Genomic DNA, 14,853 nt, shown 5'->3' on the forward strand with positions numbered 1-14,853 from the left:
AGTTTATTTTTTCCCCTGAAAAAGCAAGAAAAAGTCATACACAATAAGGTCATTTATTGGTGAGTGCAAAATTGATCTTATTTTTTGTATTGAGAGTTTTTAGAGGTTCCCAACGGTCATTTTCATGCGATGCTATCAATGTAAATGCAAATCATTATCATTTTTGTATGTTACAGGTAATTGCTTTCCGTTACCAATAAATAATGGATGCGAAGCGGCTGATCAAATGCATTTTTATTTACTATAAAGCAAATTAATGAATTAATTTGTAGTTTTGATCGTGATTGGCAGGGATAAATTATAAGTGCCTTAAACAGAGATCGAGAATTTAAACTAAACATTCCTTTATAGTGCTATAGAATATGAGTAGCACTTCAAGGCAATTTTAAGGTTAAATCAATGGAGAAACTGATTCTTATTTATGGCCTAATTGATTTGATCTCTTGTTCATCCTCTATTGAGTTTTACTGTTAGTCGCGTGTTTAACGTGTTGAGAATATTTGAATTGTTATTTTTTTAATAGTTTCAAATTGAATTTAATATTAAAAATATTTTCACAAGGGAAAATTTTAAATCATTTTAGATTTAGGGGTAAGGTAATATGATGTTGGGGTTATTGATGAGTGCCTAATATATCATGTAATTATCTTTTAATATTGATGTAATGTAGGCGGTTGGAATAATAAATTTGACGTTCAAAAATAGCAAAATTCAGATATATAGCTATAATAGATGATTATATATACGATCATTACAGTGGTTAATATATTAAAAGCTTAAATGAACGAGGGATAAGATGGAAGGTATTTTAATTATTTGTATTGATTCGATTCTGAGATTTCGTTCAGATTACGATACGACAATAGCTGTACCGATGTTATCAGTCCAGGAACAGTTAGGGAAAAATGATCCGTTATTTTTCCTTAAATATTTCAGAAATAAGGTCCTAATAGAAAAAGGAGTGACAATATCAAATATATTTCTCGCGATAGAACCGTGGCAGGCTATGTTAAGCACTTGGTTGGAAATTGATATTGCTGCTTATATTGCAGAGATTAGAAAGCCTTCTCAAGAAGAACCGATATTTGATTGGATCAGTATTCAGAGAATCACATCGGTTCATCGGGTATATCAGCGAAAAGATATGAAAGATAATGAAAAACTGTCTGAATATTTTAATCGTGAACATACGCCAACAAAATATTTTAATATTGAATCAGTTTGTATGGCATCGGGTTATAGAAAAGGCGATAAAGAGCATTACAGTATCAGTGAGTATATCCATGAAATTAAAAATATTCCAGTTATTGCTAGTGACAGACAAATATTAATTGGCTATGATGATAATAACACGGATATTTTGAATGATAAATGTTTTGGTATATATGATAATAGAAATATCAAATATATACAGGGAACAACCTCGTTTGCGTTTTATGAATTGATGGAAGCTATTTTTAATGATGGTTTATTCTACAATTCACCACAAACAGCTTGCCATAGCTTAGAGATGATAAAGGAGATGTTAGAAATTATAGATCGCGGAAATATGAATCACGAAAAGGATAATAAAGGGTGTGTTAATCAACAAGAAAATAATAGTAGAAACATTAATGGAGGTAATGATGATGGAGAATTAAATGTTGAATTTTATGATAGTGCTTTTGATCCACTGATAGAGCATATAGAAACAGAGAGGGAGTATTGGAATTATATAAAATTATTATGTCATTCGCATGGTCATTTGCCAGTAAGAATTGGCACGATTAATGAAGCTAAAGTTCCTGAATATCGCTTCTATAACAATATTATAGATGATGAAAGTTAGCTTTTATGCATGAGCTATGTTTCATCATCAAGTGTTAACGTGCTAATAGATATTATCTTTTTGTATCTGGTCTTATTTTATTGGCTAAGAGCCTATCTCAATAGGCGTAATTGTTGCAGGCAGTAAGTTGTTTGTTTTACTTTTTCATGTATTGTGTTGGGGGAAATATGAAGTAACGGAAGTGAATATGTGTGGTAATATATATCTTATAAAGTATAATTTCTTATAAAATACGCATTATCCTTTGACGGAAGTTTGAAAATATTTTAACTATACCCTATGGATTTCAAGATGGATCGCGACGGCAAGGGAGCGAATCCCCGGGAGCATAGATAACAATGTGACCGGGGTGGGTGAGTGCAGCCAACAACTTGAAAGATAACGGGTATATCATCAATCCGGGCGTATAGCGTTTTAACATCGTGTTTAATAGGAAGGTAATAATGCCGAAATTAATTTATTACGTCGCTGCGACAATAGATGGTTATATTGCTAATAAAAATAATGAACTGGATTGGTTGTATGAGTTTATGCTTGGGGATGATGCAACACCTTATGATGATTTTTATCGAGGTATTGGTGCTGTGATTATGGGAACAAAAACATACGAATGGATCATGACAAATTCACCGGATGATTGGCCATACAAAAATGTTCCCGCCTTTGTTCTTTCTCATAGAGCGCTGTCAACGCCTGAAGGGTTAAATATCACCATAACCAATGAAACAGTAAGAGCTATTGCTGCCAGAGCGAAGGAAGAGGCTAATGGTAAAGATGTCTGGTTAGTTGGGGGAGGTAAAACCGCTGCATATTTTGCTGAGGCTGGTGAATTACAACAAATATTCTTAACCACGATTCCGGTATTTTTAGGCGCGGGCATTGAGGTTCTTCCTGTAAGTGAAAAAGTACATGTCATACCTAAGACGCAACGTTTTTTACGTAGCGGTGCTATTGAAAGTTTGCTGGATATATATCCTATGGATTTCAAGATGGATCGCGGCGGCAAGGGAGCGAATCCCCGGGAGCATAGATAACTATGTGACCGGGGTGAGCGAGCGCAGCCAACAAAGAGGCAACTTGAAAGATGACGGGTATAGATGTTGGGTAATCCTACCCCATATCATCTATCCTGTTTTCAGCTAAACAGGTTTAATGCGACAGCCAGATGTATTGCCCACATTAATAGCGCCATATTGGTGGCACGAAAGTGGCGCGATTATCTGAATTGCGCCATAATCGCGCCAGTATTCTTACTGGGAGCTGTTGTTCGCTATGAGTTTAATGACCGATATTTATGAAACCTTGTGTGTTGCATCACAACCTATGTCCGTTTCGGATTTATTGGCGGAGTATCCCTCCGTTCCTAGAAGGACCGTTCAACGTTGGTTGGGGCGACTTGTTGAAGATAAGAAAGTACAGATATTGGGTGAAGGTCGAAGTCGCCGCTATGTTATCGTTACGGAGGAAACATCATATTCGGTAGCGGATAGATCGGATAATTTCCCGAGCTATATTCCACTGTCTGAGGATAGTAAGGATATTCTTCGTTATATTGATCAACCTATCAAAGCGAGGACGCCTGTCGGTTATCAGCGAGAGTTTCTGGAATCATATGAGCCGAATGTCACTTATTATCTGTCGGTTCCAATTCGTAATCAGCTTTGGCGAATTGGAGATACGAAACAAATCTCACAGCCAGCAGGAACCTATGGTAGATCTATCTTGGATCGTTTGCTCATTGATTTATCGTGGGCTTCAAGTTATTTGGAAGGAAATACTTACAGTCGATTGGATACGGTGAAGTTGATTGAATATGGAAAAGTTGCGGTAGGAAAAAACGCTATTGAAACTCAAATGATCCTAAACCATAAAGCCGCTATTGAATTACTTGTCGATGGTATTGAGGAACTTGATTTTAATCGATATACCGTTCTCAATTTACACAGTACATTATCTGAAAATTTATTATCTAATCCTGTCTATGAAGGACGTATCCGTCAACATCAAGTTGAAATAGGAAAGAGTGTTTTCAGACCGTTATCGGGTGAGGCCCATATCAGTGAAATTTTGGATTCGTTGCTCGGGAAAGCAGGAGCTATATCAGATCCGTTTGAGCAATCCTTTTTTATGATGGTCCATTTGCCGTATTTACAGCCTTTTGCTGATGTTAATAAGCGAACTTCCCGCTTGGCCGCTAATTTGCCGTTGATTCGTTCAAATCTATGCCCGTTAACTTTTGTCGATGTACCGGAAGAGGCATATAGCCGTGCAATGCTTGGTATTTATGAAATGACCCGAGTTGAATTACTACGGGATCTTTATTTGTGGGCTTATGAACGTTCTGCCCGAGAATATTTGGCTGTCACGCAGGGAATCACCACACCAGATCCGTTAAGATTACAATATCGAAATATGATTAAGCAGATCGTTTATCGGGTAGTTGCTGCGCCAGAGATGGATTCAATTGACGTTATAGATAAATTAATTTCCGATGAATTAAGTCAATCTGAGCGTGACACGTTAAAGGCATTGGTTATTGAAGAGCTACGGCGATTGCATGAAGGTGTGTTGGCAAGGTATGGCCTCCGACCTTCGCAATTTGAAAAATGGAAAGGAAAACACCGATAGTCTTTGTATTCATGCTATTGAATAGCTACATAACCATAAAAAATTTCCGGGTTAATTACGAGGTTATCTTAGATAAGCTATTAATTAGCTCTTTTGTTATGCCGTCGCATCAGAGCTTAAATTTATACAGATAAGGATTAAAAGCGATTTGTGGAATAATTGTAATTGACATCGCTAAACACCCATCAGTACTTTCATCTCACCTTGGCCTGACATCATATACGCAGGGTTATCAGTGTAAATGAACCTTTGGTAAAACGGGTACAGACCTTAAAATATAATTATCTTTATTTATCAGATAGATGAATATAGGTTGGCTACCCAGTCAAACTGCTCCTTGCACTACGATGTCACTTTAATTCTGGTTTATGCTCAGAAGTAGGCCAAAAATTCATCTGTTTAGGTAGTGAGTTTTTATACAGAATTATCCTAAAAAAACAGAAACTAGTATTTTTCTGATCTAAATTTTCGCATTATGTTCTAAAAATAGGTAAAAGAGATGTTTAAGTAAGGATTTTAGATGGAAATGCCGATTTATTTTCAATACTGGGGTAAGGCGAAGCGAGTCTTAGAGATTGATAGTGCAGATTATCATCTACTTCCTTACCATTGTTTAGATGTTGCTGCGGTAGGAATGCAGTTACTTTCTTTAGAAAGATCGCTAACTAGAGATCTTGCTAACTTTTTAGCGTTATCTACGCAGCAGTTACGAAGCATGGTCTCTTTTATATTGGCTTTGCACGATATTGGTAAATTTGCATCTGCTTTTCAAAAATTACTTCCCGGTTTGGCAGTAGGTCTGCATCGACCAGATTGCCCTAAAGAGTATGATGGCCGTTATTTTTGTCATGATCGTATAGGATTGTATTTCTGGGAAAATATCAAAACGGGGTTACTTAATAGACTTGTTAATATTGAAGGCGCTGAACAAAGAGAACAGCGAGAGATGTTTGATACCTTAATGGTATTCATTGATTGTGTATTAGGGCATCACGGCCGACCAATTGATAAAACAGGCTATAAAGCGATTAAACATTTTACTGAACCTCATAATTTTAATGCTGCCACACTCTTTGCACATCATTTGGTTGAATTATTTCAACCTGAGTTTCCCATTGAAAAATTACAATCCAAAGAGTGGCGACGGCAATTAGAACAAGTGAGTTGGCAGTTTGCTGGTATTGCAATATTGGCGGATTGGATTGGTTCTGATAGCCATTATTTTACGTATCAATCTAAACCTATGCCGTTAACAGATTATTGGAAACATGCTCAAGCAACGGCAAAAAAAGCGGTTATGGCGATAAATTTAGGTAGAACGCCGGTAATCAAACCGTTTATTTCCATTCAGAAATATTACGGTTTTGCTGCAACACCATTGCAACAGTGGGCCGAATCAATACCTGTAGATGATTCTCCTCAGTTGTTTATTTTAGAAGATGTTACTGGGGCTGGTAAAACAGAAGCGGCTCTTGCTCTTACACACCGATTGATGCAGGCAAAAGCCGCTGATGGTTTTTATTTCGGTTTGCCTACAATGGCGTCTTCTAATGCAATATTTAGCCGGATTGCTAAACATTACCAGCAAATGTTCTCGATAGAGGATGATGGTAAACCAAATATCGTTTTAGCTCATGGTACGTGGGGGGTGAATAATCAATTTCGTGAACCCGTTTTAGCGTTAGGTCATCCAGATAGAAACGATGGTAAAACAGATGTCGCTGCTTCAGCGCAGTGTAATCAATGGCTAGCTGACCCACGTAAGCAGGCGTTGTTAGCGCCTGCCGGAATCGGAGCGATTGATCAGGCTTTATTGGCTGTATTACCAAGGCGCTATCAATCATTAAGATTATTTGGGCTTAATCGTAAAGTATTAATCGTTGATGAGGTTCATCCGGCTGATGAGTTTATGTTTAATTTACTGGAAAATTTATTAGCGCTGCATCTTTATCAGGGTGGTTCAGCTATTTTATTGACAGCAACATTGACCTTTAAACAGCGTCAACGTTTAACGGATATTTGGCTAAATGTTGGCGGATTGAGTTCTCAATTATTGCAAAAAACCGATTTTCCTTTAGCAACCCAAATAAGTTTAAATGCCACATTGCCCGTTATTGAACAACCGTTATCAAGCCGAAAAGATGTTAGCCGGGAAGTCAAAGTTGATTTCTTAAATAGCTTTGGCAGTTGTGTTGAAAAGGTATTAGCCGCCATTGTACAAGGGCAATGTGTCGTTTGGATACGAAATACAGTAGATGATGCTATTGAGGCTTATCAGACATTGCGAAGTTTACTTACTGAACCTGAGCGTTGTCTGTTATTTCATAGCCAGTTTATATTGCAACACCGAAAAGAGATTGAAGATCGTGTATTGGCTATTTTTGATAAAAATAGTCATGGTGAATTGCGGCGGGGCAAAGCATTAATTACCACACAGATATTCCAGGAGAGTTTAGATATTGATGCCGATGTCATGATTTCAGATATTTGTCCTATTGATGATCTCATTCAGCGAGCCGGGCGTTTGCATCGCCATACTCGCGATAGTGATGGTATTTATCGGTGGGGTATTAAAGATTCACGCCCTGCACCAATATTGTGTATCTATGCGCCTGAATGGAGGGAGCAACCTGGATCAGATTGGCTAAGCCATAATTTTCGTAACACACAATATGTTTATCGCTCGCCTGCACGTTTGTGGTTAACCATGCGCGTGTTGAGAAAACTGGGTGCGATACGTATGCCTGCGGAAACGCGTCAATTAATTGACGCGGTTTATGGTCATGCTTATGAGCAAACGCTTGAAGTGTTAAAACATCAAGAGAATGAATTAATTGATGAGGAGCGAAGTCAGACAGCTAAAGCTAAGTCTTATTGGTTACAGTGGCAATTATATGGTTATTGTGATCGAAGTGCTGATAATTGGTATGAGGATGATTCAGATATTAATGCTCGCTACAGTGATATTGAAACCGTTGAGGTATTATTACTGAAAAAAGGTGATTCAGGACAACTTGTACCTTGGGTAAATTCAGTCGAATTTTCAGTGTCACTGAGTACGATTAAATTATCCAGAAATAAGTATGCGGATAAATTAGCCCCAATTCCAACAGAATTAATACCTGCTCTCAATGCATTGCAGCAGAAATATTACCAAATTAGATATTTGCAACCTTGGTTGCCAGATCAAGATCCGAATTTTACTTATTCTTCAACAATAGGTTTTTGTGAAAGATAAAAGCAGGAGGTGTTATGAACTTAGTTCAGGACCCGTGGTTGCCCTTTCGGTTACGTGATGGCAGTGAAAAAGTACTGCCCATTAATGCGATATGTGATCATGATGTTATGGACTTTGCTTTACCGCGAGCTGATTTTCAAGGAGCCGCTTGCCAATTTGCCATTGGTTTATTACAAACCGTTTTTGCGCCGGAAGATAAATATCAATGGCATGCTCTGTATGAAACATCACCTGATAAGAAGGTATTACAACAAACTTTTAATAAAGTGATACATGCTTTTAATGTTACCGGTATAGGGCCTCTTTTTATGCAGGATTTCGATCCGCTGCAAACAGTAAAATCAACCACTGTAGCTGGATTGTTAATTGAAGCACCGGGAGCGAATGGTTTAAGACTGAATACGGATCATTTCATTAAACGTGGCATCGGAGATGTGATGTCTCTTGAAATGGCGACTTTGGCACTGTTTACCTTACAAATTAATGCACCGTCAGGAGGGGTGGGACATCGAGTAGGATTACGAGGTGGGGGACCATTAACCACGTTAGTGGTGCCGCAACAAACGGATGCCACATTATGGCAAAAACTGTGGTTAAACGTTATTAATCGAAGTGAATGGCATTATTCAGAACCTGATTTAACCAGTGCTCAGGTTTTTCCTTGGTTAGCGCCAACAAAAGTGAGTGTTAATGAAGGGACAGAAATTCATGCTACGGATGTACATCCCTTACATATGTATTGGGCAATGCCGAGACGTATACGTCTTGTAGTGGAAAAGGGTGAGAATATTTGCAAAATTTCAGGTAAATATTCTGAGTTCACTGTCTCTGAATATCGGACACAAAACTATGGCGGTAATTATGCCGGTAATTGGACCCATCCGTTAACGCCCTATAAATGGGATACTAAAAAACCAACACAACCCTTATCTATTAAAGGCCAACCGGGAGGGGTGACATATAAAATTTGGGATGCTTTAGTATTTACCAGCCATGAGAGAGGACAGCGTTGTGCGCCGGTTGTGAGTCATTTTTATTCTTTATGTCGTCATTTTGCTGAACTCCGAAGGGCAATGCCTCGTCTGTGGGTATTTGGCTACGATATGGATAATATGAAAGCACGTTGTTGGTATTCTGTCACTGTGCCGTTGTTTTTTGTCTTACTTGAACGACAGGAAAAGATTCTATATCAAGTCAAAGAGCTGCAAAAACTGGCAATCAATATGATTTGGCTATGCCGGAATCAAATAAAAGCGGCTTGGTTTGAAAAGCCCATTGATGTGAAAGGAGACACTTCCTTTATTGACCTGACTTTTTGGCAACAAAGTGAATCCCTATTCTTTTCTGTGGTGCATCAACTTATCAATAATGCAAATTCCGATGTGCCGTTTCTGACACCAGAACAGGCCAAACATTGGCTCAATACCTTACGTTATCTCTGTAGAGATTTATTTGATGAATATGTTGCTTTATCTGAATTAGGTAATGAGCGTTCAATGGCGAAACGTATGAAAGCGCGTCAGCAGTTAATGATCGGGTTATATGGACAAAAAGCGTTAAAAGAGATCAAAACATTTATCACTAATCATCATATTCACTCCGGGAAAGAGGAGGTGTAATGGACAGTAAGAGTGAAATCATATTATTGCATTGGTGGCAAAGTATGTTTATGTCACCAAAACAGCTAAAAGAGAAAGGTATTATTCCAGCGCCTTCTACTTATAGAGCCCAGTTAAAGCGCTGTGAAAGTGTTGAGACGGCCATGTTAACTGAGGGCTTTCGGGCTTTATGGCTCAGCTTACCTGATGAAATTAGCTTATCAGATAATCCGGCAAAATTGGAATATTGGGCCACAATGGCGGTGGCATTAGTTTATGTTAAAAACAACAGTGATATCAAATTGGCGGTAGCGGCGGGTAAGAAAGGAGGAGGAAATAAACCGGTGGTCAGTGAATTAAGATTTTCACAATTACAAAATGCTAAAACACCGAATGAATTATTACGTCGATTACGTCGGGTTTTGCAGCAAATCAAAGGCAATATTTCTGTTTTGGCTTTAGCGCGGGATATTGAGGAGTGGTTTGCTGAATATGGACAATTACGGCCATGTAAGGCGGATAGGCGTATCAAAGTGAGGTGGGTTATGGATTATTACCGTGCTGCTAGTGGTAAATCAGTTGATTTATCGGATTTTTATTAATTGAGTTTAGGATGATTATTATGAGTCAGTTTATTCAATTACACCTATTAACTTCCTATGCGCCATCTAATCTGAATCGTGATGATTTAGGCCGGCCTAAGACAGCGAAAATGGGCGGTTTTGAACGTTTACGCGTGAGTTCTCAAAGTTTAAAACGTCATTGGCGTACTTCTGAATTGTTTGAACAGGTGCTATCAGAGAATATGGGTATTCGCACCAAGCGACTTGGTATCAAGGTGTTTGAAACGTTGATCAATGCTGGAGTGAATGAAAAATCTGCTAGAGCATTGGCTACGACTATTGCTGGTGTTTTTGGAAAAACGAAAAAAGATGCTTTAGAAATTGAACAATTGGCACATATCAGCCCGGAAGAGCAACAATCTGTCATGTCGTTGATTGCGGTGCTGACGGAAGAAAACCGGGCACCAACGGCTGAAGAGCTTAATTTATTAAAAACTAAGCAAACCGCGGTGGATATTGCTTTGTTTGGTCGGATGTTAGCTTCGAGTCCGGCATTTAACGTCGAGGCTGCCTGTCAGGTCGCTCATGCTATTAGTGTACATAGTGTGGTTATTGAAGATGATTATTTTACAGCGGTGGATGATTTAAATGATGGTAAGGAAGATACGGGGTCGGCCCATATAGGGGAATTGGGGTTTGCCGCCGCGCTGTTTTACAGTTATATCTGCATTAATAAAACGCAATTAATAAAAAATTTGGATGGTGATGAAGCCCTTGCTAATAAAGCGATTAAAGCATTAACAGAAGCCGCTGTGAAAATATCGCCTACGGGTAAACAAAATAGTTTTGCTTCTCGTGCTTATGCCAGTTTTGCTCTCGCTGAGAAAGGCGAACAACAACCTCGTTCTTTATCTGTTGCATTTTTAAAGCCCATTAACGACAGCGACCAAGGCTCATCGGCAATTGATGCATTAGAAAGCCAAATGCGCAATATTGATCTGGTTTACGGTACTTGTGCCGATGCCCGCTATAAATTCAACACATTCACCGGGGAAGGAACTTTGACCGAGCTGCTTGAATTTGTTGCACAGTAATGGGGGCAGAATGAAAGCATATTTAGTCTTCCGATTATATGGCCCGATGGCAAGTTGGGGACAACCTGCGGTTGGGGGAGAGAGGCCAACGGAATTGTATCCTGGTCGCTCTGCGATTTTGGGATTATTAGGAGCAGCGTTAGGTATTCGACGAGATAATGAGTCTGAATTAGCAAAATTACAAAAAAGTGTGTTAATTGCAATTAAGCAGACAGTTCCTGGCTCTTTAATGCGTGATTATCATACGACACAGGTACCGACGCACAATAATAATGTGGTTCATCAGAACCGTAAAAGTGAATTAAGGTCAGATAAACTTAATACCATCCTGTCTAATCGTGATTATCGTTGTGATGGTATTTGGATCGTTGCTATTACATTAACTGAACACGCTTGTTTTACGCTTGAACAATTCCGGGATGCTTTAATTAAACCTGTATTTATCTTGCATCTTGGACGTAAATCTTGCCCGCTTGCTTTGCCTCTCAGTCCTAAACTCATTACGTCATCGGCATTAAAAATGGCATTGGATATCTCTTTTCCACCGCTGATTCATTCTGATAGCGAAGATAAGTTGTGGCTAGGCGCAAACGGTATTGTGACTTATTTTTGGGAGGGAAATAAAGATGAAATTATCTCTTCAAATATCTTAATCAGCCATCCTTGGGATGAGCCGATTAACCGAGGGCGTTGGCAATTCCGGCAACGTACTATGTATCAACTTTCTATCGAGGAGGGTGTTGATGTATTTGTCTAAAATTGTGCTTCGGCAATCGAGTCAAACAGCAAATATATTAGCAAAATTGGGTGAAAATGGCGTTTATACTTCTCATCAATTGTTATGGAAATTGTTTTCAGCAGACGAAAAACGGCAATTTCTATTTCGGGAAGAGATTGGAATAATGGGATTACCTGTATTCTATGTTTTATCTAAAACCTCACCTCAAACTCAGTCACCATTGTTTGAGGTGGAAACGAAAGCATTTTATCCTCAATTGAAGGAAGGGCAGCGTTTAGCTTTCAAATTACGCGTTAACCCAACAATCTGTATTACTGATCCTTCTGGAAAACGTCAGCGTCATGATGTTTTGATGCATGCTAAGTTTAAGGCAAAACAGCAAGGTGAAACGGAACAGGGGAAAATAAGAGTGATGATGGAGAATGCTGCCCGTAATTGGCTGTTAAATCATCGTCGTATGCAGCAGTGGGGTATTCAGTTTGACGATTTACTGGATATTGAAGGTTATACTCAGCATCGAAGTGTAAAAAAGCAGGGGCAAAAAATACAATTTTCCAGTGTTGATTTTCAAGGGCTTCTGACGATTACCAACGGTGAGCTATATTTGGAACAGTATGCAAAAGGCTTTGGTCGCGCTAAAGCGATGGGATGTGGATTGATGTTAATTAGAACAGTATAATGGCATTGATGTCATTTAAATTTATTTTTGTTGAAGATCGTAATGCAGTATTCTTTGTTGTATGAAGATATTGATGTTAAAGGTAGCAAATTCGCTGTTGTTAGGCGTTCGTGTTATGTTTCAAAAGCACGGTAAAAAGTGATATTGCTAACTAATATCATCCTGTAGAGTAAGGCGTGGTCGTTACTCTCGGAAATATTGATAAAATAATTACCGTGTTCCTCACCTCTGTGGGGATAAACCCGAATTTTGGTATACATTTGCACAGGGAAAAATATGTTTCCTGTGTTTAATGGGATAAACCGCTATAATTAGTGGTAGGATATCGTGTTAGTGAGTGTTCCTGGTCATTACCGGGGTAAACCAAACTCGATAAATCTCGTCAAAGAGAGAATTTAAGTGTTCCCTGTATTTACGGGGATAAACCGCGGCATGAGTGATGCTTTACTATGTTCACTAAATGTTCCCTGTAATTACGGGGATGGACCTAGCAGTGCTCCAAATAGTTATATAGCTAAGGATGAGTTCCCTGTATTGTACTCACGGGGATAAACCGTACGAGAATGACACTGATCATTGGCTTCCTTGGTGTTCCCTACCTCTCTGGGGATAAACCGGACAGTAACAGTGACATAGTCGGTAGTCATTGGTGTTCCTTGTGTCCACGGGGGTGAACCGAACTGATACTGTTGTGCTTTGGATTTGGAAGCGTGTTCCCTGTACTAACGGGGATAAACCGAACAGTTAGCGTTTGAGCTGGCAGAGATGGACTTGTTCCCCGTTTCTACGGGGGTAAACCGCTAAATACAGAACTATCTCCATCTGTTGCAATTTGATCCCCGTAATCTACGGGGATCAACCGTCATCCGGAAAGGTCATTGACATAAAGGGTCAGAGTTCCTTGACTTGATGGGGATAAACCAGATTCAGGTTTCATGATGATAGTTGAAGTAGAAATGTTCCCCGTTTTTACGGGGAAAGAGCAATTCGCTGCCACCTTGACCACAATTTTCAGGCCGATGATAAATCTGCGGTTCGGGCATATCGATACCGGGCAGTATTCGCTCGGTGATTTGACAGCGCTTTTTTCGGTATTAAGGTCAACGGCTTATCGAATTTTTTTACGTAAGAGAATGGCTCAGGATAACTAACGGAAATTTGTAATGAAGAAAAAGCGACTAAGAAAATTTCAGAAAGAACTTGAGACGTTGGGGTTAATTGAAAATGATCCAGATGTGGTCGGTTATGTGCTGTTTAACACGCGTAATCGCCGATTTGTGATACTGGATAAATATGAATTGGGGAGGGTGACTTACGCCGATGATATTGAAGAAGCTTATTTAGCAATGTCACGATTTGCCGCATTAATGGATATTGATTCTTTGCCGGAGCCAGACAAATTCGATATTGCTGTTATCCCTGTTATTGATAACCCTTTATTTGGGTTAACGCCTAAAAAAACAGATTAAAGTTAAATCCCTTTGTATTTTCATCAGACACCTCATCTATGCGCATAAAACATGCGCATAAGTCTATGTAGATAGTGAGCATCATCAAGAGGCTCTAAACCGAACAATGGCATTCGGTTAAGATTTCATAAAAAAATTTGAACACAAAAATAATTGTATCAATAAAGTTGACACGCAACTGTTTTCTCATTGGCGTATATACAAATGGATATATACCCTATGGATTTCAAGATGCATCGCGACGGCAAGGGAGCGAATCCCCGGGAGCATAGGTAACTATGTGACCGGGGTGAGTGAGTGCAGCCAACAAAGAGGCAACTTGAAAGATAACGGGTATACATCATCATTATTATCGAGGTGCATTAATGACTTATTCAGTAATAAAAAAATGGGGTAATAGTCCGTCTGTACGACTTCCTGTAGCTATCATGAAAGCAACATCCTTGAACGTTGATGATACAGTTGATATTGCAGTCGAAAATGGTCGCATTATCATTATTCCTGTAAAAGCGAAAGAATATTCTCTTGATGCACTGTTAGCCGGTATCACACCAGAAAATGTTCACGAAAAGGTAAATTTTGGCTCACCAGTTGGTAAGGAATTACTCTGATGGTTTCTCTTTTTATTCCTGATTGCGGTGATTTAATCTGGCTTGATTTTGATCCGGTGGGGGCCTTACAGGCAGGGCTGATGACGCTTAAATTACGCGATGCGTGACGGGGATAAACCGCTAAATACAGAACTATCACCATTTGTTACAATTTGCTCCCCGTTTTTACGGGGACATGATGATGGTGTTGTTGATTACGTTATTGATTGTACTGTTGTTTCTCTTTCAACTTTCAATCAACCTTTGGGATGGGGAGTTATGCCAAAGAAATTAGTTCCAGAAAAGCCATTTTGTGAGACTAGGCTGTGTCCCGCAATAGATTGAGATAGAATAATCCCCTGGCTCTGACTTTCGGAAAAAACCTGTTATGGCTCGTTACGACCTTCCTGATGAAGCATGGGAGTTA

Annotated in this window: 12 protein-coding genes; 11 read left to right on the forward strand and 1 reads right to left on the reverse strand. The window is 39.1% G+C overall.

Going from position 1 to position 14,853, the window contains the following annotated elements; translation table 11 throughout:
- The first annotated feature begins 796 nt into the window (after positions 1-796).
- The 9 genes from ACGF49_RS22950 to cas6e all read left to right on the forward strand — a co-directional run bounded on the left by ACGF49_RS22950 (position 797) and on the right by cas6e (position 12,367).
- Entirely contained in the window at positions 797-1,828 is a 1,032-nt protein-coding gene (locus tag ACGF49_RS22950; protein WP_113044254.1) for a hypothetical protein, read from the forward strand.
- A gap of 443 nt (positions 1,829-2,271) precedes the next feature.
- The gene (locus tag ACGF49_RS22955; protein ID WP_387492952.1) at positions 2,272-2,862 is read left to right on the forward strand and encodes a dihydrofolate reductase family protein; all 591 of its coding nucleotides are present in this window, start codon (positions 2,272-2,274) and stop codon (positions 2,860-2,862) included.
- Positions 2,863-3,109: 247 nt separating this feature from the next.
- A complete protein-coding gene (locus tag ACGF49_RS22960; RefSeq protein ID WP_262405193.1) occupies positions 3,110-4,456 on the forward strand; it encodes a Fic family protein in 1,347 nt (448 codons plus the stop codon).
- A gap of 520 nt (positions 4,457-4,976) precedes the next feature.
- Positions 4,977-7,694: a CRISPR-associated helicase Cas3' gene (cas3, locus tag ACGF49_RS22965; RefSeq protein WP_271867814.1), complete on the forward strand. Its 2,718-nt coding sequence runs from the start codon at positions 4,977-4,979 to the stop codon at positions 7,692-7,694.
- A gap of 14 nt (positions 7,695-7,708) precedes the next feature.
- Positions 7,709-9,313 (forward strand): type I-E CRISPR-associated protein Cse1/CasA, encoded by a 1,605-nt coding sequence (gene casA, locus ACGF49_RS22970; RefSeq protein WP_228901605.1) that lies wholly within the window; start codon positions 7,709-7,711, stop codon positions 9,311-9,313.
- Positions 9,313-9,894 carry a type I-E CRISPR-associated protein Cse2/CasB gene (gene casB / locus ACGF49_RS22975; protein ID WP_113044249.1) on the forward strand — a complete coding sequence of 194 codons (582 nt, stop codon included), beginning with the start codon at positions 9,313-9,315 and terminating at the stop codon, positions 9,892-9,894. Before casA ends, casB begins: the two co-directional genes overlap by 1 nt.
- Before the next feature lie 20 nt (positions 9,895-9,914).
- On the forward strand, positions 9,915-10,949 hold the full coding sequence (gene cas7e, locus ACGF49_RS22980) for a type I-E CRISPR-associated protein Cas7/Cse4/CasC (RefSeq protein WP_112895914.1): 1,035 nt from the start codon (positions 9,915-9,917) through the stop codon (positions 10,947-10,949).
- A gap of 10 nt (positions 10,950-10,959) precedes the next feature.
- Entirely contained in the window at positions 10,960-11,706 is a 747-nt protein-coding gene (gene cas5e / locus ACGF49_RS22985) for a type I-E CRISPR-associated protein Cas5/CasD (RefSeq protein ID WP_113044248.1), read from the forward strand.
- On the forward strand, positions 11,693-12,367 hold the full coding sequence (gene cas6e / locus ACGF49_RS22990; protein WP_113044247.1) for a type I-E CRISPR-associated protein Cas6/Cse3/CasE: 675 nt from the start codon (positions 11,693-11,695) through the stop codon (positions 12,365-12,367). The genes cas5e and cas6e overlap by 14 nt, the downstream gene beginning before the upstream one ends.
- A gap of 506 nt (positions 12,368-12,873) precedes the next feature.
- On the opposite strand, the gene ACGF49_RS22995 is transcribed toward cas6e, so the two are convergent.
- Positions 12,874-13,014 (reverse strand): hypothetical protein, encoded by a 141-nt coding sequence (locus tag ACGF49_RS22995; RefSeq protein ID WP_158536625.1) that lies wholly within the window; start codon positions 13,012-13,014, stop codon positions 12,874-12,876.
- 516 nt (positions 13,015-13,530) lie between these two features.
- On the opposite strand from ACGF49_RS22995, the gene ACGF49_RS23000 reads away from it, so the two are divergent.
- The gene (locus tag ACGF49_RS23000; protein ID WP_113044245.1) at positions 13,531-13,836 is read left to right on the forward strand and encodes a hypothetical protein; all 306 of its coding nucleotides are present in this window, start codon (positions 13,531-13,533) and stop codon (positions 13,834-13,836) included.
- Between the two features lie 365 nt (positions 13,837-14,201).
- Positions 14,202-14,447 (forward strand): AbrB/MazE/SpoVT family DNA-binding domain-containing protein, encoded by a 246-nt coding sequence (locus tag ACGF49_RS23005; protein ID WP_113044244.1) that lies wholly within the window; start codon positions 14,202-14,204, stop codon positions 14,445-14,447.
- Positions 14,448-14,853: the final 406 nt, after the last annotated feature.

This window comes from Photorhabdus sp. RM96S (assembly GCF_042879335.1).
Lineage (GTDB): Bacteria > Pseudomonadota > Gammaproteobacteria > Enterobacterales > Enterobacteriaceae > Photorhabdus > Photorhabdus kayaii.

Excerpts from the sequence above, each read along its gene's own strand:
- casB (WP_113044249.1), top strand. The coding sequence starts at position 9,313 with ATGGACAGTAAGAGTGAAATCATATTATTGCATTGGTGGCAAAGTATG.
- ACGF49_RS22995 (WP_158536625.1), bottom strand. The coding sequence starts at position 13,014 with ATGACTACCGACTATGTCACTGTTACTGTCCGGTTTATCCCCAGAGAG.
- cas7e (WP_112895914.1), top strand. The coding sequence starts at position 9,915 with ATGAGTCAGTTTATTCAATTACACCTATTAACTTCCTATGCGCCATCT.
- ACGF49_RS22950 (WP_113044254.1), top strand. The coding sequence starts at position 797 with ATGGAAGGTATTTTAATTATTTGTATTGATTCGATTCTGAGATTTCGT.
- ACGF49_RS23000 (WP_113044245.1), top strand. The coding sequence starts at position 13,531 with ATGAAGAAAAAGCGACTAAGAAAATTTCAGAAAGAACTTGAGACGTTG.
- ACGF49_RS22955 (WP_387492952.1), top strand. The coding sequence starts at position 2,272 with ATGCCGAAATTAATTTATTACGTCGCTGCGACAATAGATGGTTATATT.
- ACGF49_RS22960 (WP_262405193.1), top strand. The coding sequence starts at position 3,110 with ATGACCGATATTTATGAAACCTTGTGTGTTGCATCACAACCTATGTCC.
- ACGF49_RS23005 (WP_113044244.1), top strand. The coding sequence starts at position 14,202 with ATGACTTATTCAGTAATAAAAAAATGGGGTAATAGTCCGTCTGTACGA.
- casA (WP_228901605.1), top strand. The coding sequence starts at position 7,709 with ATGAACTTAGTTCAGGACCCGTGGTTGCCCTTTCGGTTACGTGATGGC.
- cas5e (WP_113044248.1), top strand. The coding sequence starts at position 10,960 with ATGAAAGCATATTTAGTCTTCCGATTATATGGCCCGATGGCAAGTTGG.
- cas6e (WP_113044247.1), top strand. The coding sequence starts at position 11,693 with ATGTATTTGTCTAAAATTGTGCTTCGGCAATCGAGTCAAACAGCAAAT.
- cas3 (WP_271867814.1), top strand. The coding sequence starts at position 4,977 with ATGGAAATGCCGATTTATTTTCAATACTGGGGTAAGGCGAAGCGAGTC.